Genomic DNA, 17,935 nt, shown 5'->3' with positions numbered 1-17,935 from the left:
ATTTTGCTTTTATGCAATCGGGCCTCCCACGAAAGCCCTTTGTCCGCGAGGTGCCTAAGAGGCGGCTGGCATCTTTGCTCTCTCGATTTATAGCCGCCGAGAACACCCCGGCCGCGCGCAATGCCGAGCCGGGTCGACACTTCTGCAAGCCATGTCGGCTTCAGGTGCATGCCAGGAGGAGGATCATGTCATGAGTAACGATAGGATTCCGGCAAAGCCCGAGACAACCTCACGGCCAACGGGTCCAGAATTGAAGCGCCGCGATCTCTTGTTGAGCGGTAGCTCTCTCACCGCGGCTTTGGCACTCTCCGCCGTCGGTCCGATAAGTTTCGCGCAAGCGCAGCAGCCAACCGCGGCCCAGGCCCCAACCCCGGCCGGGCAACGGCCCAATATCGTCGTCATCATGGGCGACGATATCGGCATCTGGAATATCGGTGCTTACCATCGTGGGATGATGGCTGGCCGGACGCCGAACCTCGATAAGATTGCGGCCGAGGGCATGCTGTTTACCGATTACTACGCCGAGGCGAGTTGCACCGCGGGCCGCGCCAACTTCATCACTGGCGAGCTCCCGATCCGCACCGGCATGACGACAGTCGGTCAAGCAGGCGCCCCCACAGGCTTGCCCGCGGAGGCCGTGACGATTGCCACCGCGCTAAAAGGGATGGGTTATGCCACTGGCCAGTTCGGCAAGAACCACCTTGGCGACAAGAACGAGTTTTTGCCGACAGTGCACGGCTTCGACGAATTCTTTGGCTATCTGTACCACCTCGATGCGATGGAAGACCCGGCCCACCCGGCCTATCCGCAGGAGCTGCTGAATAAAGTCGGTCCGCGCAACATGATCCATTCGTGGGCAACGACTGTGGACGATGCCACCGTCGATCCGCGCTGGGGCAAGGTCGGCAAGCAGAGGATTGAGGATGCCGGAACGCTTTATCCCAAGCGGATGGAAACCGTGGACGACGAGATCCGCGACTTAGCGCTGGGGTTCATTGAAAGGGCAAAGGCGGAGAACAAGCCGTTCTTCTTATGGCTCAATCCAACCCGCATGCACATCGTCACGCACCTGTCGCCGAAGTACCAGGCGATGCGCAACTCCAAGAACGGCTGGTCGATTCATGAAGCCGGCATGGCGCAGCTCGACGACGATGTCGGCATCGTGATGCAAAAGCTCAAGGACATGGGCGTGGATGACAACACCATCGTCATCTTCACCACCGACAACGGCACCGAGGTCTTCACCTGGCCGGATGGCGGACAGACGCCGTTCGCGCAGAGCAAAGGTACGGTCATGGAAGGCGGCTTCCGCGCGCCGGCGATGATCCGCTGGCCGGGCAAGGTGCCGGCCGGCAAGGTCGAGAATGGTATCATCTCCGGGCTGGACTGGTTCCCGACCTTGCTGGCCGCTGCCGGCAATCCGAACATTGCCAACGAGTTGAAGAACGGCAAGCTCATCGGTGACCGCAGCTACAAATGCCATCTGGACGGCTACAATCAGATGGACATGATCACCGGCAAGGGACCGTCGAACCGGCACGAAATCTGGTACTTCGGCGAAAGCGAGCTGGGGGCCGTGCGCATCGACGACTACAAATATCGTTTCATCGACCAGCCCGGCGGATGGCTCGGCGAAAAGAGCAAGGTCGACGTACCGTACCTGATCAACCTTCGCCTCGATCCGTTCGAGCGAACGGGCTGGCCAGACAGTGGGACCAAATACGGCGCGCAAGAATACTTCGACTGGTTCAAATATGAGTTCTGGCGATTCGTGTTTGTCCAGCAGGAGGTCGAGAAACTGGCCATGACCGCCGTCGAGTTTCCGCCAATGCAGAAGGGCGCGAGCTTCAACCTCGATGCCGTGAAGGCGAAAATCGAGGCTGCAAGGACGGCGATGGGAAAATAAGCTGTGCCTATGATCGTCATGGTGGGACGGCCCGCATCCGGGCCGCCCCACGCCCCAGGCGACATGCATCAACGTTGGTGATAGTCGCTTTGCGGGAGTCGAGCGGACCGGCCGTCTAAGCCCGCCTGTTCCGCGCCAGCACCCCCGCCACGAACGCGTCGAGGTCGCCGCCTGGAAAGAGAAAGCCAGGCAGCCCGAGCGCCTTGCCGGCTTCGATGTCCCGGGCCTGATCTCCGATCACGAAGCTGCCGTCGAGTTGCACCGGCCAGTGCTGGACGAGATCGCGCAACATGCCGGGCGCGGGCTTGCGCCAATCATGCTCGGCGATGTAGCCGGCGACCGTTCCTTGCGGATGATACGGACAGAAGCGGATGTCATCGACACGAGCGCCTTCGCGGGCGAGCTCGTCGCGCATCCAGCCGTGCAGCCGGTTCACGTCCTCTTCGGTGAAGAGGCCGCGCGCGACGCCGGACTGGTTGGTGAAGACGAACACCCAATAGCCGGCCTCATTGAGACGGCGGATGGCTCTGGCGACGTTGGGCATCCAACGGATGCGGTCGCGCGTGCCGATATAGCTATCGTCATGGTTGATGACGCCGTCGCGATCGAGGAATGCGGCGGGCTTCGCCGCGCGGCCGTCAGACATTTGCAAGCCCCTGAGTCCTGGCCAGCACGTCTCTTGCGATCTCGACCACGTCCTGTGCCGCGATGTCACGCATGCAGCGGTGGTCATTCATCTTGCAGATCGTGCTCTGGCAGGGCTGGCAGGCGAGCGCGCTCTTGTTCTGGACCACGGTCGCGGCGAGGCCGTTGAGGGGCGCCCAGAGAGAGGGGCTGGTCGGGCCGAAGATGCCCATGGTGGGGGTGTCGAGCGCGGCCGCGATATGCATCAGGCCCGAGTCGTTGGAGATCGCGACGCCGGCCGCGGCCATGGCGAGGACGCCGTTGCGCAGATCGTTGCCGGTGAGGTCCCTCACGCCCGCGCCACCGGCCGCGACAATCTCCTGGGCGAGGCCCTTTTCTGCGGGGCCGCCGACCACCCAGACCTCGAGCCCGCGCTCGACCAGCAGGCGGGCAGCCTCCGGATAGAAGGTCCAGCGTTTTGACGCCCCGACCGAGCCGGGGGCGAGCGCCACGGCGGCGCCGGCGCTGAGGCCATTGGCCTGCCGCCAACCGGCGATCTCCTCGGCCGGCACCCGCAATTGCGGCACCGGCCATTCCCGCGGCAGGGGCGCGCCGTCGGGCTGGGCCAGCGCGGCGTTCTTGTCGATGAAGCGGGGCAGCTTCTTCTCGCCCCAGCGCCAGCGGTTGAGCAGGCCGAACCTGAATTCGCCGACGAAGCCGACCCTTTCAGGGATGCCGGCCAGCGCCGGTGCAATGGCCGCCTTCCAGGTCCGCGGCAGCACTAGGGCGGTGCCGTAGTTCCGCTCGCGCAGGAGCCGCGCCAGGCCGAGCTGGCGGCCCACGGCGAGGCGGCTGCGGGGCAGGTCCCAGACAAGCCCGGCGCGTACCCCGGGCATATAGTCGACTAGGGGCGCGCACAGAGGCGTGGTCAGGAGATCGACCGGCCGATTCGGCCATCGCTCCTTCAGCACCCGAACCACGGTGTGATTCCGGACGAAATCACCGATCCACATATAAGGGACGATCAGGATCGGGCGGGTGTCGCTCCGATCCTCACTTCCGCCAAATTGCGAATCATTATTCATTCGTTGAAGGTGCCCGCCGACGCTCTGATGAGGCGGTTCGGTTAGCCGCTCCGGACCGGCAGGTAAAGCCGGGAGAAGTGCCGGTCCCAAAATGCTTACACTTTGGCAGATGATGCGCTACGGCAGATATCGGGCCGCAAAAACTCGGGCAGGGTGATTGGAATGTTGCTGGTGACCGGCGGGGCCGGTTTTATCGGATCGAATGTCGTCGCGGCGCTGAACGACGCCGGCCGCAGCGACGTCGTGGTCTGCGATCTCCTCGGCAGCGACGGCAAATGGCGCAATCTCGCCAAACGGCAGCTTGTGGATATCGTTCCCCCGGCCGAGCTGCCTGACTGGCTGAAGGGCCGCAAGCTCGATGCCGTGATCCATCTCGGGGCGATTTCCGAGACCACGGCGACCGACGGCGACCTCGTGATCGAGACCAATTTCCGCTTCTCGATGCGCCTGCTCGACTGGTGTACGGCCAATGCGGTGCCGCTGATCTACGCGTCGTCGGCTGCGACCTATGGTGACGGCGCGGAAGGTTTTGACGACGATGCCTCGCTGCCGGCGCTGAAGAAGCTGCGGCCGATGAATCTCTACGGCTGGAGCAAGCAGCTGTTCGATCTCGCGGTCGCCGAGCGCGTCGCGCGCGGCGAGAGGCTGCCGCCGCAATGGTCGGGCCTGAAATTCTTCAATGTGTTCGGCCCGAACGAATACCACAAGGGCACGATGATGAGCGTGCTGGCGCGCCGCTTCGACGACGTCAAGGCGGGCCGCGTCGTGCAGCTGTTCAAGTCGCATCGCGACGGCATCGCCGACGGCGACCAGCGCCGCGATTTCATCTATGTCGACGACGTCGTGCGCGTGATCCTGTGGCTGCTGGCAACGCCATCGGTGTCGGGGCTGTTCAATGTCGGCACCGGCAAGGCGCGCAGCTTCCGGGAGCAGATGCTGGCTGCCTATGCCGCGCTCGGCACCAGGCCCAATATCGACTATGTCGACATGCCCGAGCAGATCCGCGGCAGCTATCAGTATTTCACCGAGAGCAAGGTCGATCGTCTCCACCGCGCCGGCTATAACGGCGGCTTCACGACGCTCGAGGACGCGGTGAAGGCCTATGTCGCCGATTATCTCGACCGGCCCGACCGTTTCCGTTAAGGCCCCAAGGATCTGAGGCCCAATCACCATGCCGACGCCCATTCTCGATTTCGATGCCCTCGCGCAAGCCATCTCCGGCCGCACGGTGCTCTGCATCGGCGACATCATGCTGGACGAGTTCGTCTATGGCGAGGTGTCGCGGATTTCGCCGGAAGCGCCGACGCCCGTCATCGCGGCCCAGCGCAGCGAGATCCATATCGGCGGCGCCGGCAACGTCGCGCGCAATATCGCCTCGCTCGGGGCCCGCTGCGTCTTCGTCGGCCTCGTCGGCGAGGACGATGCAGGGGCGCGGCTCAAGGCCGCGCTGGCGGATTATGCCGGCATCGAGAGCGTACTGGTGTGCGACCCGTCGCGGCCGACCACGCGAAAAGTCCGCTTCGTCTCCGAGCATTTTTCCACGCATATGCTGCGCGCGGATTGGGAGCAGGCGATAGCGGCCTCCGACGAGGTCGAGACCAGGCTGATCGAGGCGATCCTGCCGCAGATCGCGCGCGCCGACATCGTGCTGCTGTCCGACTACGCCAAGGGCGTGCTGACCGCGCGCGTGATCCGCCACACCATCGACGCCGCGCGAAAGCTCGGCAAGCCCGTGATCGTCGATCCCAAGAGCCTGAACTGGGCGATCTATCGCGGCGCCACGCTGCTCACGCCCAACCGCAAGGAATTTTCGGAAGCCACCCGTAGCCGCGCCGACACGGTGCAGAGCATCGTCGATGCCTCGGAAGACGTGATGCGGCTGGCTGATTGCGAAGCGATCCTGGTCACCCAGGGCGAGCACGGCATGACGCTGGTGCCGCGCAAGGGTGAAGCCGTCCATGTTCCGGCTTTCCCGGTGAAGGTGCGCGACGTCTCCGGCGCTGGTGATACCGTCGCCGCCGCGCTCGCGGTCTCGATCGCGGCGGGCGCGGATTGGGACACGGCGCTGCGCGTTGCGAGTGCGGCCGCCGCCGTCGCGGTCGGCAAGCAGGGCACCGCCAGCGTGAGCGCCGACGAGCTGCGGCGAAAGATCCTGCCGCATGCCACTCTCGCGGCCGAGGAGAAGGTCGTGAGCGCGCCTGATACGCTCGAGGCCCAGCTCGCCGAATGGAAGGGGCAGGGGCTGCGCGTCGGCTTCACCAATGGCTGCTTCGACATCCTGCATCCCGGCCATGTCAAGGTGCTGACCGCGGCGCGCGCCGCCTGCGACCGCCTGATCGTCGGGCTGAACAGCGACGCCTCGGTGCGGCGGCTGAAGGGCGCGGATCGCCCGGTCCAGGACGAGCGGGCGCGTGCCGAAGTGCTGGCCGCGCTCGAAGCCGTCGATCTCGTCGTGATCTTCGAGCAGGACACGCCGATCGACCTGATCGCGCGCATCACGCCGAGCGTCCTGGTCAAAGGCGGCGATTACACCCGCGAGCAGGTGGTCGGCCACGAGGTCGTCGAGGCCGCGGGCGGCACGGTCGTGCTGGTCGACATCCTCAAGGGCTTCAGCACGACGGCGCTGGTCCATCGCGCGCGCGGAGAGACGAAGTGACGGAGCTCGTGCGGGACACGATGTGGGGGACGACGCTGCGGCGCTTGCGCAGTCCGGCGGCATGGTCCGAGACGGTCGACCTGTTTGCCATCCTGACCGCGGCCTCACTGCCGTGGTCGACGTCGCTGGCGGCGATCTTCAACGTCACGATGCTGATTTGCATGGTGCCGTTTCTCGACGTCAGGGACTTCCTTCAGTCGCTGAAGCGACCGGTCTGCGCACTGCCGATCGCCCTGTTCCTGCTCGCGCTCGTCGGCACGCTGTGGTCAGGGGCGCCCTGGGGAGCGCGGCTCTACGCCGTGAACCCGACGACGAAGCTGCTCGTGCTCCCGGTCCTGATCTATCATTTCGAACGCTCGTCGCGCGGGCACCTTGTGTTCATCGCATTTCTGGTTTCCTGTGCGCTGCTCTCAGTGATGTCCTGGCTCGTGGTTTTCCATCCCACGTTCTCCCTGAAGCCGCCTGACGAACCCAATTCGCGCGGCATCTTCGTGAAGAACTACATCGACCAGAGCCAGGAGTTCACGCTGTGCGCGGTCGCGCTCGCGTTTCCGATCGTGAAGCTGCTGCAGCAGAACAGGGTCTGGCTGGCCGGGCTGCTGGCGGCGGTCGCGCTCAGCTTCTTCGTCAACATGGCCTTTGTAGTAATCTCGCGCACCGCACTCGTGACCGTACCGATCATGCTGGCGGTGTTCGGGCTGCTGCATTTGAAATGGCGCAGCATCCTGATCATCTTCGCGGCTCTCGTAGCCCTCGCCGCGCTGACATGGAAGACCTCGTCGACGCTGCACAACACGATTGAAACATTCTCCGTTCAGTACGAGCTCTACAAGGACAAGGGCATCCCGACATCGATCGGACTTCGGCTCGAGTTCTGGCGTAAATCGCTGGGTTTCTTTGCCGAGGCGCCGGTCGTCGGTCATGGAACCGGCTCGACGCGCGGCCTGTTCGAGCTGGCTGCGACCGGCGGCCCCTACCAGGCCTCAAGCGAGGTGATCGGCAATCCCCATAACCAGACGCTGAACGTGGCCGTGCAATGGGGCGTTGTCGGCATCATCATCCTGTATGCGATGTGGGCGGTGCATCTCCTCCTGTTCCGCGGCGACGCGCTCGCCAGCTGGATCGGCTTGCTGGTCGTTGTCCAAAACGTATTCACCTCGCTGTTCAATTCCCATCTTTTCGACTTCCATGAAGGGTGGATGTACGTGCTCGGTGTCGGTGTGGCCGGCGGCATGGTGCTCAATTCGCGCCGGAACGGCCGCAGCCCGGGAGAAGCCCGCGCCTGAGCTTCGGAGCGCTGGCAAGTCCCGGCGAGATGCGCTATCAGCGCGGTCAGGTTGTATGCAGCATTGGAGATATTCGGCCGCAGATGACGCGTCTTTCGCATCTTACCTTGCGTAACTTCCTGATCGCGCTTCACGACCTGGTGGCGACGGCCGCGGCCCTGTTCGTTGCGTTCTATCTGCGCTTCGAGGGCGGCGCGGGCTTCACAGCCCGCTTGCCGCTGCTGCTGCAGATCCTGCCCTATTTCCTCGCCTTCAGCGTGGTCGTCTTCTACGTCTTCAACCTGACGACCACGAAGTGGCGCTTCATCTCGCTGCCTGATGCGCTCAACATCATCCGCGTCGCCACGGTGCTCACCGTCGCTCTCCTCGTGCTCGACTATGTCTTTGTCGCCCCGAACGTGCACGGCACCTTCTTTCTCGGCAAGATCACCATCGTCCTTTACTGGTTCCTGGAAATCTCCGCGCTGAGCGCGCTGCGGCTGACCTACCGCTATTTCCGCTATACCCGCGTGATGCATCACGTCAGGACCGAAAATGCCGCGATGACGCTCCTGATCGGGCGCGCTGCCGATGCCGAGGTCGTGCTGCGTGGCGTCGAGAGCGGCGCCATCAAGCACCTCCGTCCGGTCGGGGTGCTGTCGCCGTCCCGGGCCGATCTCGGCCAGCTGATCCGCAACGTGCCGGTCGTCGGCGCGATCGACGACATCGAGGACGTTATCGCCAGCTTCGCGAAGCGCAACAAATCGATCGCCCGGGTGGTGATGACACCCTCGGCCTTCGAGCCGGAATCGCATCCCGAATCCGTGCTGATGCGGTCGCGGCGGCTTGGCCTGATCGTCAGCCGCCTGCCATCACTCGAGCAGGGGGATATGCCGCGGCTCACCTCGGTTGCGGTCGAGGACCTGCTGCTGCGGCCGAGCGAGACGATCGACTACGTGCGGCTGGAAGCCCTGATCAGGGACAAAAGCGTCATCGTCACCGGCGGTGGCGGCTCGATCGGCTCGGAGATCTGCGAGCGCGTGGTTGCGTTCGGCGCGGCGCGTCTTCTGATCGTCGAGAATTCGGAGCCGGCCCTTTATGCGGTCACCGAGGCGCTCGTTGCGCGCGGTTCCGGCGCCGAGATCGAAGGCCGGATCGCCGATATCCGCGACCGCGAGCGCATCACGCGTCTGATGGCGGAGTTCAAGCCGGACATCGTGTTCCATGCCGCCGCGCTCAAGCACGTTCCGATTCTGGAGCGGGACTGGAGCGAGGGCGTCAAGACCAACATCTTCGGTTCGATCAACGTGGCCGATGCCGCGCTTGCGGCAGGCGCCGAGGCCATGGTGATGATCTCGACCGACAAGGCGATCGAGCCGGTCTCGATGCTCGGCCTGACCAAGCGATTCGCCGAGATGTATTGCCAGGCGCTCGACCACGACCTCGTGGCGCAGGCCGGCGGCAGCAGGCCGGCGATGCGCTTCATCTCGGTCCGGTTCGGCAATGTGCTGGCCTCGAACGGGTCGGTGGTGCCGAAATTCAAGGCGCAGATCGAGGCCGGCGGTCCTGTCACCGTGACGCATCCCGACATGGTCAGGTATTTCATGACGATCCGCGAGGCCTGCGATCTCGTCATCACGGCCGCCACCCACGCGCTCGGCGCCAAGCGTTTCGACGTTTCGGTCTACGTGCTGAACATGGGCCAGCCGGTGAAGATCGTCGATCTGGCGGAACGGATGATCCGGCTGTCCGGTTTGCAGCCCGGCCACGACGTCGAGATCGTGTTCAGCGGCATGAGGCCGGGCGAGCGGCTGAACGAGATCCTGTTCGCCTCCGAGGAGCCGACCGTCGATATCGGGGTCGCAGGCGTCATGGCGGCGAAGCCGAACGAGCCGCCGATGCAGACGTTGCGCAAATGGATCTCCGCGCTCGAGCTCGCCATCGCGCATGATGATCGCGCCACGATCAGGACCATCCTGAAGGATGCGGTTCCGGAGTTCGGCCTCAACGCGAGCGCTGCATCCTGAGGGACGCCGGCGAGCGGAGCTGAAAGATCCGCCGGGCAAAGCGCAGGAAGAACGCGGCGTCGACGAACGGCGCGTTCAGATGCTGCCGGCGCGACCGCAGGCACTCCAGATTAGCGCGCAGGGTCACGCGCCAGCCACTGGTGCTGATGCCGCCCATCTGGAAATCGGCGATGACGCGCGGAAGGTAGGCGACCCTGTAGTCGTTCAGCGCCAGAGCACGCAGCATGTAATCGTAGTCGGCGGTCGTGACGTAGCTCAGATCGTAGTCGCCGACCGTCTCGGCGACCTGGCGCCGCATGTAGAACGTCGGATGCGGCGGGACCCAGCCGAGCTGAAACGAGTAGCGCCCGTAGTGTCCGCCACGCCAGGCACGCACGAGGGTCTTGGATTGGTGATCGGTGACCATGTCGAGGTCGCCATAGACGACATCGGCCTGCTCCAGCGCCGCCGCGATCGCCGCCAGCGCGCCGTCGTCGTGGAACGTGTCGTCCGAATTGAGGAAGCCGATCGCATCGCCCTTGAACAGATGCAGCCCCTTGTTCATGGCGTCGTAGACACCCTTGTCGGGCTCGGAGATCACGCGGATCTCGCTGGAGCCGAACGACTCCACGATCTTCAGCGTCGCATCCTTTGAGGCACCGTCGACCACCAGCATCTCCTTGTCGGGATGCGTCTGGGCGAGGAAGGATTCGATGGTGGCGCCGATCGTCGCCTGGGAGTTGTAGCTGGCCGTGATGACGCTGATCTTCATTCCGGATCCGTGATGCTACGCGCCGGAGATTATAGGAAACAACCCCGAGGGTTGATAGATCGGCGCAGAAGTCGCGGTGCTTCCGTGCCGGACCTGTGAACGCTTATTCACGCGCTGCGATCGGCGCCGAGCCGTGCGCGGCTTTCTCCGCGCTGAGGATCCAGACCAGGCCGCCGAACGCGCCGACGATGAAGGAGACCGCGCCGAACAGCAGCGAGACGTTGACGCCTTCGTTGGCAGCCAACCCTGCGAAGCCGAAGGCCAGCCCCATGCTGGCCTCGCGCACGCCCCAGCCGGCGATCGAGATCGGCATCAGCGTGATCAGCATCACCGGCGGCACCAGCAGGAAGACCTGCACGAAGCTGACCGGCGCTGCGATCGACTGCACCACGCACCAGGCGATGACGACGGCGAGCACGTGAACCAGCAGCGACAGGATCGCGATAACAGGTCCGCGCGTGCGGTTGAAGATCACCCGGTTGGCGATCACCGCGCAGGCGTGGATGTGGTGGGTGGCCCACCAGGCCTTCAGCCACGACCATTTCAGCGCGCCGAAGATCAGGAAGCCGATGCCGCCGGCGAGTGCGGCGAAGTCGACGAGCAGCAGCGCCGAGCGGCCGTGCGGATCGGCGATGAGCGTGTAGCTCCAGGGCAGGCTCGCGACGATGAGGACGGCCAGCGCGACCAGGCCGATCGCGCGATCGACGAAGATCGAATAGGTCGCCGCGCGCCATCCGGCGCCGGTGCGCGCCACCAGCCATAGCCGGACCGCATCGCCGCCGATTGCGGACGGCAGGGTCTGGTTGAAGAAGGAGCCGATCACGTTGTAGCGCATCGCGCGGCCGAGCTCGAGCGGCGCACCGCATGCGGCGCTGACCTCGCGCCAGCGCAGCACGCCGACGAAGATTTGCAGGAACGTCACCGCGATCGCCATGCCGATCCAGAACAGGCTGGTCGCGGTGAAGCGCGAGAGCAGCTCGGTCAGATCGACCTTGCGCAGCGCCAGATAGAGCAGCGCCGCGGAGATCAGGATTTTGGTCGTCGACAGAAGGATTCGGCGCATCTCGCCCGCTTGAACAGGGTTTCGGGAGCAACCCGACGCGAGGCGCCGAATTCGGCCGCTTTGGTATGGTTTTGGCGCCGATCTTGCAATAGCTGTCATTGAGGCGCCGCGGGCTCACGTTAAGGATGGCTTGGGATCGCTTGGGAACAGGATGACGGATCAGGCGATTTTGGTCACGGGAGCCGCCGGTTTCATCGGCTTTCACACCGCCCGGCAGCTGCTGGCCGAGGGGCGGTCCGTGGTCGGGCTCGACAATCTCAACAACTATTACGATCCGGCGTTGAAGCAGGCGCGCCTTTCGCTGCTCGGCAACGAGTCCCGTTTCTGCTTTGTCCAGGCCGATCTCGCCGATCGCGAGACGATGGCGGCGCTGTTTGCGCGGCATCGCTTTTCAGAGGTCGTGCATCTCGCCGCCCAGGCCGGCGTGCGCCACTCGATCGAGCATCCGCAGAGTTACGCCGATTCCAATCTGCAGGGCTTTCTCAACCTGCTCGAGGGCTGCCGGACGTGCGGTTGTCGTCATCTCGTCTACGCCTCGTCATCGTCCGTTTATGGCGCCAACACCAAACTGCCGTTTTCCGTGCAGGACCGGACCGATCATCCTGTGAGCTTCTACGCTGCGACCAAGAAGGCCAACGAGGTGATGGCGCAGTCCTACAGTCATCTCTACCGGCTGCCGGTCACGGGCTTGCGCTTTTTTACCATCTACGGCCCGTGGGGCCGGCCTGATATGGCCATGTTTCTGTTTGTAAACGCCATCATGGCGGGCCAGCCGATCCGGCTCTTTAACCATGGCAAAATGCGCCGCGACTTCACCTATATTGACGACGTGACCCGTGTAGTGTCCAAGCTGATCGATCTTGTGCCTGCGGACAATCCGGCTGCCGCAAATGCGCCGTCTCGGGTCTACAATGTCGGAAATCACCGTCCCGAAGAGCTGGTGGATGTCGTCGGACTTCTGGAGCGGGAGCTGGGTCGGACGGCGGTCAAAGAATTGCTGCCGATGCAGCCGGGAGACGTGGTGGAAACGTTCGCGGATGTCGAGGATTTGATGCGCGACACCGGCTTTGCACCGTCAACGCCGATCGAGCACGGGGTCCACAAATTTGTCACCTGGTATCGCGACCACTTCAAGGTTTGAAATGACGATGGACAAACGCATTATCCCCCTGATCATGTGCGGCGGCGCCGGCACGCGGCTGTGGCCGGCTTCGCGCGAGGTGCGCCCGAAGCAGTTTTTGCCGCTGTTCGGCGCGCGCTCGACCTTCCAGGACACGCTGTTGCGCGTCTCGGACGCTTCGCTGTTCGATCGCCCGATCGTCATCACCAATGCCTCCTATCGCTTCATGGTGCTGGAGCAGCTCGCCGAGATCGGCATCGAGGCCGACGTGATCCTCGAGCCGATGCGGCGCGACTCCGGTCCTGCGATTGCCGCCGGCGCGGCGTTCGCGCAGAACCGCAGCAGTGAAGCGATCGTGCTCGCGCTCGCTGCCGACCATGTGGTGCAGGACAAGGCCGCCTTTGTTGCGGCGTGCCGCGAGGGCCTCGTTGCCGCGAGCACCGGGCGCATCGTCACCTTCGGCGTCAAGCCGGAGCGGCCGGCGACCGAATACGGCTATATCAGCCCGGGTGAGGTGATCTCCGGCGAGGTGCACGCGGTCGCGCGCTTCGTCGAGAAGCCGGATGCCGTGAAGGCTGCCGACTACGTCAATTCGGGCTATCTCTGGAACAGCGGCAACTTCATGTTTCCCGCGGCCCTGCTGCTCGACGAATATCGCAAGGTCGATGCGGCAAGCGTGGAGGCGGTGTCCAATGCGGTTGCCGGCGCGGGGCGCGATCTCGGCTTCGTGACGCTCGAGCCGCAGGCTTTCGGCGCGGCGAAGGCGATCTCGATCGACTATGCGGTGATGGAGAAGACCTCGCGCGCAGCCGTGGTGCCGGTGTCCTGCGGCTGGTCCGACGTCGGCTCCTGGCACGCGGTGTGGGAATTGTCGGACAAGGACGCGCAAGGCAACGCCTCGCATGGCGCTGCGGTGTTCGAAGACTCGCGCAACTGCAACGTCACGACGGATTCGGCGCTGGTCGCGCTCGAAGGCGTCGATGATCTCGTCGTGGTGGCGACTGCGGACGCGGTCCTCGTATCGCGCCAGAAGGACGCCAACGGGCTCAAGCGGCTGGTCACAAAACTCAAGACGGTTGCGCCGAAGGTCACCGAGGAGCATCTCAAGGTGCATCGGCCCTGGGGCAGCTACCAGTCGGTCGACAATGGCGAGCGCCATCAGGTCAAGCGCATCGTGGTGAAGCCCGGCGGGCGGCTGTCGCTGCAGAAGCATCATCACCGCGCCGAGCACTGGATCGTGGTCCGTGGTGCCGCCCGCGTCACCGTGAACGAGACCGTGAAGACGGTGCACGAGAACGAGTCGATCTACATCCCGATGGGCGCGGTCCACCGGATGGAGAATCCCGGCAAGATCGTGCTGGAGCTGATCGAGGTCCAGACCGGCTCCTACCTCGGGGAAGACGACATCATCCGGATTGAAGACGACTATCAAAGGTCGTAACCAGCAAGCTCCGAATCACGCGATCCGGGCCTGAAAACTCCGCTTCATGCGGCTTAAGGCCCGGAGAACGTGTAATTTTTTGAATCAAATCGTGTCCGGGCAGTTTTGCCGGCATTCGCCACAAATGTGGCACCCGTGCTAGAAGCGGCCCGGGGATTTGCGGTGAATCGGGGTTCGATCAGATGAGTTCCAAAGGGTCACAACCGGCAAAGGCCGGCTTGCGCGTCGGCGTCATCGGCGCGGGCGTGATGGGCAGCAACCATGCGCGCGTGCTGAGCGGTCTGCCCGGCATCAGCCTGGTCGGCATAGTCGATCCTTCGCCGGCGCACCGCGCGCGCGCCACCGAGCTTGCCGGCTGCCAGGGCTTCGAGACCATCGAGCAGCTCTTCGCCGAAGGCGTCGATGCCGTCACCATCGCGGCGCCGACCCATCTGCATCACGAGGTCGCGCTCGCCTGCATCGCCAAGGACATCCATGTGCTGGTCGAGAAGCCGATCGCGTCCACGGTCGCCGAAGGCCGCGAGATCGTCGCCGCCGCGCAAAAGGCCGGCGTCACGCTGATGGTCGGCCATGTCGAGCGCTTCAATCCGGCGGTTGCCGCCGTCAAGCAGGCCATTGCGGGCGAGGACATTCTCTCGATCGCGATCACCCGCGTCGGTCCGTTCCCGCCGCGCATGTCCAATGTCGGCGTCGTCATCGATCTGGCCGTGCACGACATCGATCTGATCCGCTGGTTCACCGAATCCGACATCGTCGAGGTGCAGCCGCAGCTGTCGAGCGCGGTCGCCGAGCGCGAGGACATCGCGCTGCTCCAGTTCCGCACCGCCAGCGGCGTGCTCGCCCACATCAACACCAACTGGCTGACGCCGTTCAAGGCGCGCAGCGTCACGGTCGCGACCCGCGGCAAATACGTGATGGGCGATCTCTTGACGCGTCAGGTCACCGAATGCTTCGGCTTCAAGCCCGATGGCAGCTACTCGATGCGGCATCTGCCGGTCGGCCATGACGAGCCGCTCCGCGCCGAGCTGATCGCCTTCCTCAAGGCCGTGCGTCACGGCGAGACGCCGGCGGTCACAGGCGACGAGGGCGTCGCCAGCCTCGAGATCGCGACGCAGTGCCTCGAGACGCCGTCGCGGCCCGCAGCCACGTCATCCGCTCGCAAGGGCCCGCGCCGCGTCGCCGGCTAAAACCCTTTCCATGTCGACCGCTCAAAACCCGCAAGAAAATCGACAAGGCGCCATGAACCAGCATCTGCGTTCCGAACCCATTCCCTTCATCGACGTGGCCTCGCAGCGCCGCCGGCTCGGCGCCTCGCTCGATGCCGCGGTCAAGCGCGTTCTGGACCATTGCCAGTTCGTCAATGGCCCCGAGGTCGCCGAGCTCGAGGCGCAGCTTGCGGCCTATTGCGGCGCCAGGCATGTGATTGGCTGCGCCAGCGGCACCGATGCGCTTCTCATGGTGTTGATGGCGAAGAACGTCGGTCCCGGCGATGCCGTGCTGTGCCCGTCGTTCACCTTCATCGCGACCGCGTCGCCGGCGGCGCGAATGGGCGCGACGCCGGTCTACGTCGATGTGGACGAAGCGACGTTCAACATGAGCCCGGACTCGCTCAAGCGCGGCATCGCGACCGCGCGGAAAGCTGGCCTGAAGCCGGTCGCGGTCATTCCGGTCGATCTGTTCGGACAGCCTGCCGACCACGATGCCATCGCCGAGATCGCCAGGGACGAAGGCCTGTTCGTGATCGACGATGCCGCGCAGGGTTTTGGCGCCAGCTACAAGAGCCGCAAGCTCGGCACCTTCGGGCTCGCCACCACGACCAGCTTCTTTCCGGCAAAGCCGCTCGGCTGCTTCGGCGACGGCGGCGCGATCTTCACCGATGACGACGAGCTCGCCGCGACCCTGCGCAGCATCCGCGTGCACGGGCAGGGCGTCGACAAATACGACAACGTCCGCCTCGGCCTGACCGGCCGGATCGACACCATGCAGGCCGCGATCCTGATCGAGAAGCTGAAGATCTTCGACGACGAGATCGCCGCCCGCAACAAGGTCGCCGAGCGCTATGCGCGGGGCCTGTCCAACGTCGTGACCGTGCCGCGTCTGGCGCCGGGCAACACCTCGGTCTGGGCGCAGTACACGATCCGCCTCCCTGAGGGGACCGACCGCGACGGCTTTGCCGCCGCGCTGAAGGCCCAGGGCGTGCCGACCGCGATCTATTACGGCAAGTCGATGCATCAGCAGACCGCCTACAAGCAGTATCCGGTCGCCGAGCGCGGCCTGCCTGCTTGCGAGAGCCTGTCGCAGGACGTCATCAGCCTGCCGATGCACGCCTATTTGACTGAAGCCGATCAGGAGCGAATCATCGCCGCCGTGCGCGGCGCGCTTTCGGCCTGATTTGGCCTGATTTTGCAGCGAGCCGTCTCTTCCTCTAGAAGGGACGCATGCTCGGACGCATCTTCACGGTCGGTGGTTATACGCTGCTCTCGCGGCTGACGGGATTTGCCCGCGACATCATGCTCGCGGCGATCCTCGGCGCCGGCCCCGTGGCCGACGCCTTTTTCGTGGCGCTGCGGCTGCCCAATCATTTCCGCGCGATCTTTGCCGAAGGCGCCTTCAACGCCGCCTGGGTTCCGGCCTATGCCCATGTCCATGGCGAGCGCGGGGAGGGGGCGGCACGATCGTTCGCCGACCGCATCTTCACGCTGCTACTGGCCTCGCAGGTCGTGCTGCTGATCGTCGCCTGGCTGTTTATGCCGCAGGCCATGAGCATTCTGGCGCCCGGCTTCGGCGATGACGCCGAGCAGCGCAAGCTCGCGATCGAGCTGACCCGGATCACCTTTCCCTATCTGCTGCTGATCACGCTGGTGACGCTCTATGGCGGCATGCTCAACGTGATGCAGCGCTTTGCCAGCGCAGCCGCCGCGTCGATCTTCCTCAACGTCGCGATGATGATGACGCTGGCGCTCGCCGCCTGGTTTCCGACCGCGGGCCACGCAGCCGCCTGGGGCGTCCTGATTTCCGGCTTCCTGCAATATTTCCTGCTCGCAGGCGACCTCGCCCGCCATGGCGGCCTGCCGCGCTTCGCGCCGCTCAAGCTCGACGAAGACGTCCGCGGCTTCTTCAGGGCACTGGGACCCGCGACGCTGGGCTCGATGGGCACGCAGGTCGCGCTGTTCGCCGACACCATCATCGCGACCTTCCTGCCGGCGGGCGCGCTGTCGGCGCTCTACTACGCCGACCGTCTCAATCAATTGCCGATCGGCGTCATCGGCATCGCGATCGGCACGGTGCTGCTGCCGGAGATGTCGCGGCGGATCACGGCCAACGACCATGACGGCGCGATGAAGGCGCAGCGCCGCGCGTTCGACTTCACGCTGCTGTTCTCGGTGCCGTTCGTCGCCGCGTTCCTCACCGTGCCCGACGAGATCATGCGCGCGCTGTTCGCCCGCGGCGCGTTCTCCAGGGACGATGCGGTTGCCGCAGGCAGCACGCTCGCAGCCTATGCCATCGGCCTGATCCCGTTCGTGCTGATCCGCAGCGCGGTCGCGACCTTCTATGCGCGCAAGGATACCGCGACGCCGGTGCGCGCCTCGCTGTCGGGTATCGCGGTCAACGTCGCGCTGAAACTCGCTTTGATGGGATCGTTCGCCCAGATCGGCCTGGCGCTGGCAACCGCAATCGGGGTCTGGACCAATCTGCTGCTGGTGCTGTTCTTCGCCGTGCGCCGCGGCTTTCTCGTGCTGGACCGCGCCTGGCTGTCGTCGCTCGCCAAATTCCTGCTGACCGGAATAATCCTCGCCGCCGCCTTCTGGCTGATCGCGCGCTTTGGCGGTTCTGCGCTGGGTGCGCTGCGCTTCCGGGACGAAGTGATGTTGGTCCTGCTGGCCGTCGGAGGCACCATCGTCTATGCGCTCGCGATCCTCGTGCTGTTCGGCCGCAGCTGGCTGGTTTCGCTGGTGCGTGGCTAGCTCGCCTCCAGGGTGCAGCCGGCCTCTGCACA

The 17,935-nt window shown here is 64.8% G+C and carries 14 protein-coding genes; 10 read left to right on the top strand and 4 right to left on the bottom strand.

Features of this window, described 5'->3' with window-relative positions:
- Nucleotides 1-190 precede the first annotated feature (190 nt).
- Nucleotides 191-1,906 carry an arylsulfatase gene (locus ABID59_RS16170; protein ID WP_354084001.1) on the top strand — a complete coding sequence of 572 codons (1,716 nt, stop codon included), beginning with the start codon at nt 191-193 and terminating at the stop codon, nt 1,904-1,906.
- 115 nt (nt 1,907-2,021) lie between these two features.
- Here the strand turns inward: ABID59_RS16170 and ABID59_RS16165 are convergent, their stop codons facing one another.
- Together ABID59_RS16165 and waaF are read right to left on the bottom strand one after the other, a co-directional pair.
- The gene (locus ABID59_RS16165; RefSeq protein ID WP_354084000.1) at nt 2,022-2,552 is read right to left on the bottom strand and encodes a D-glycero-alpha-D-manno-heptose-1,7-bisphosphate 7-phosphatase; all 531 of its coding nucleotides are present in this window, start codon (nt 2,550-2,552) and stop codon (nt 2,022-2,024) included.
- Nucleotides 2,545-3,615, bottom strand: coding sequence for a lipopolysaccharide heptosyltransferase II (gene waaF, locus ABID59_RS16160; protein ID WP_354083999.1), 1,071 nt, complete (start codon nt 3,613-3,615; stop codon nt 2,545-2,547). The genes ABID59_RS16165 and waaF overlap by 8 nt, the downstream gene beginning before the upstream one ends.
- Before the next feature lie 162 nt (nt 3,616-3,777).
- Between waaF and rfaD the strand changes: the two genes are divergently transcribed.
- From rfaD to ABID59_RS16140, 4 genes are all read left to right on the top strand, one after another.
- Nucleotides 3,778-4,758 carry an ADP-glyceromanno-heptose 6-epimerase gene (rfaD, locus tag ABID59_RS16155; RefSeq protein ID WP_354083998.1) on the top strand — a complete coding sequence of 327 codons (981 nt, stop codon included), beginning with the start codon at nt 3,778-3,780 and terminating at the stop codon, nt 4,756-4,758.
- Between the two features lie 28 nt (nt 4,759-4,786).
- Nucleotides 4,787-6,271 carry a D-glycero-beta-D-manno-heptose-7-phosphate kinase gene (gene rfaE1, locus ABID59_RS16150; protein ID WP_354083997.1) on the top strand — a complete coding sequence of 495 codons (1,485 nt, stop codon included), beginning with the start codon at nt 4,787-4,789 and terminating at the stop codon, nt 6,269-6,271.
- On the top strand, nt 6,268-7,557 hold the full coding sequence (locus ABID59_RS16145; RefSeq protein WP_246229862.1) for an O-antigen ligase family protein: 1,290 nt from the start codon (nt 6,268-6,270) through the stop codon (nt 7,555-7,557). Before rfaE1 ends, ABID59_RS16145 begins: the two co-directional genes overlap by 4 nt.
- Nucleotides 7,558-7,640: 83 nt before the next feature.
- Entirely contained in the window at nt 7,641-9,563 is a 1,923-nt protein-coding gene (locus tag ABID59_RS16140; protein ID WP_354083996.1) for an SDR family NAD(P)-dependent oxidoreductase, read from the top strand.
- Here the strand turns inward: ABID59_RS16140 and ABID59_RS16135 are convergent.
- Entirely contained in the window at nt 9,541-10,314 is a 774-nt protein-coding gene (locus tag ABID59_RS16135; RefSeq protein ID WP_354083995.1) for a glycosyltransferase family 2 protein, read from the bottom strand. The two genes, ABID59_RS16140 and ABID59_RS16135, sit on opposite strands and share 23 nt — an antisense overlap.
- Nucleotides 10,315-10,417: 103 nt before the next feature.
- On the bottom strand, nt 10,418-11,377 hold the full coding sequence (locus ABID59_RS16130; RefSeq protein WP_148751281.1) for a lysylphosphatidylglycerol synthase transmembrane domain-containing protein: 960 nt from the start codon (nt 11,375-11,377) through the stop codon (nt 10,418-10,420).
- A 151-nt stretch (nt 11,378-11,528) separates the two neighbouring features.
- On the opposite strand from ABID59_RS16130, the gene ABID59_RS16125 reads away from it, so the two are divergent.
- From ABID59_RS16125 to murJ, 5 genes are all read left to right on the top strand, one after another.
- Nucleotides 11,529-12,518, top strand: a complete 990-nt coding sequence (locus ABID59_RS16125; RefSeq protein WP_354083994.1) for an SDR family NAD(P)-dependent oxidoreductase — start codon at nt 11,529-11,531, stop codon at nt 12,516-12,518.
- 7 nt (nt 12,519-12,525) lie between these two features.
- Nucleotides 12,526-13,938, top strand: a complete 1,413-nt coding sequence (locus ABID59_RS16120; protein WP_354083993.1) for a mannose-1-phosphate guanylyltransferase/mannose-6-phosphate isomerase — start codon at nt 12,526-12,528, stop codon at nt 13,936-13,938.
- 182 nt (nt 13,939-14,120) lie between these two features.
- Entirely contained in the window at nt 14,121-15,125 is a 1,005-nt protein-coding gene (locus tag ABID59_RS16115; protein WP_354035067.1) for a Gfo/Idh/MocA family oxidoreductase, read from the top strand.
- 52 nt (nt 15,126-15,177) lie between these two features.
- On the top strand, nt 15,178-16,329 hold the full coding sequence (locus tag ABID59_RS16110) for a DegT/DnrJ/EryC1/StrS family aminotransferase (RefSeq protein ID WP_354083992.1): 1,152 nt from the start codon (nt 15,178-15,180) through the stop codon (nt 16,327-16,329).
- A 47-nt stretch (nt 16,330-16,376) separates the two neighbouring features.
- Complete coding sequence (gene murJ, locus ABID59_RS16105; RefSeq protein ID WP_354083991.1) at nt 16,377-17,903, top strand: murein biosynthesis integral membrane protein MurJ; 1,527 nt, start codon at nt 16,377-16,379, stop codon at nt 17,901-17,903.
- Nucleotides 17,904-17,935 lie beyond the last annotated feature (32 nt).

It is taken from the genome of Bradyrhizobium sp. S3.3.6 (assembly GCF_040546905.1).
GTDB classification, from domain to species: domain Bacteria; phylum Pseudomonadota; class Alphaproteobacteria; order Rhizobiales; family Xanthobacteraceae; genus Bradyrhizobium; species Bradyrhizobium cytisi.
The sequence above is the reverse complement of the archived record's forward strand: the minus strand, read 5'-3'. Positions and strand labels throughout refer to the sequence as shown.

Bases quoted from the DNA above. Each gene is read 5' to 3' on its own strand.
- ABID59_RS16170 (WP_354084001.1), top strand. From the start codon at position 191: ATGAGTAACGATAGGATTCCGGCAAAGCCCGAGACAACCTCACGGCCA.
- ABID59_RS16165 (WP_354084000.1), bottom strand. From the start codon at position 2,552: ATGTCTGACGGCCGCGCGGCGAAGCCCGCCGCATTCCTCGATCGCGAC.
- waaF (WP_354083999.1), bottom strand. From the start codon at position 3,615: ATGAATAATGATTCGCAATTTGGCGGAAGTGAGGATCGGAGCGACACC.
- rfaD (WP_354083998.1), top strand. From the start codon at position 3,778: ATGTTGCTGGTGACCGGCGGGGCCGGTTTTATCGGATCGAATGTCGTC.
- rfaE1 (WP_354083997.1), top strand. From the start codon at position 4,787: ATGCCGACGCCCATTCTCGATTTCGATGCCCTCGCGCAAGCCATCTCC.
- ABID59_RS16140 (WP_354083996.1), top strand. From the start codon at position 7,641: ATGACGCGTCTTTCGCATCTTACCTTGCGTAACTTCCTGATCGCGCTT.
- ABID59_RS16135 (WP_354083995.1), bottom strand. From the start codon at position 10,314: ATGAAGATCAGCGTCATCACGGCCAGCTACAACTCCCAGGCGACGATC.
- ABID59_RS16130 (WP_148751281.1), bottom strand. From the start codon at position 11,377: ATGCGCCGAATCCTTCTGTCGACGACCAAAATCCTGATCTCCGCGGCG.
- ABID59_RS16125 (WP_354083994.1), top strand. From the start codon at position 11,529: ATGACGGATCAGGCGATTTTGGTCACGGGAGCCGCCGGTTTCATCGGC.
- ABID59_RS16120 (WP_354083993.1), top strand. From the start codon at position 12,526: ATGGACAAACGCATTATCCCCCTGATCATGTGCGGCGGCGCCGGCACG.
- ABID59_RS16115 (WP_354035067.1), top strand. From the start codon at position 14,121: ATGAGTTCCAAAGGGTCACAACCGGCAAAGGCCGGCTTGCGCGTCGGC.
- ABID59_RS16110 (WP_354083992.1), top strand. From the start codon at position 15,178: ATGAACCAGCATCTGCGTTCCGAACCCATTCCCTTCATCGACGTGGCC.
- murJ (WP_354083991.1), top strand. From the start codon at position 16,377: ATGCTCGGACGCATCTTCACGGTCGGTGGTTATACGCTGCTCTCGCGG.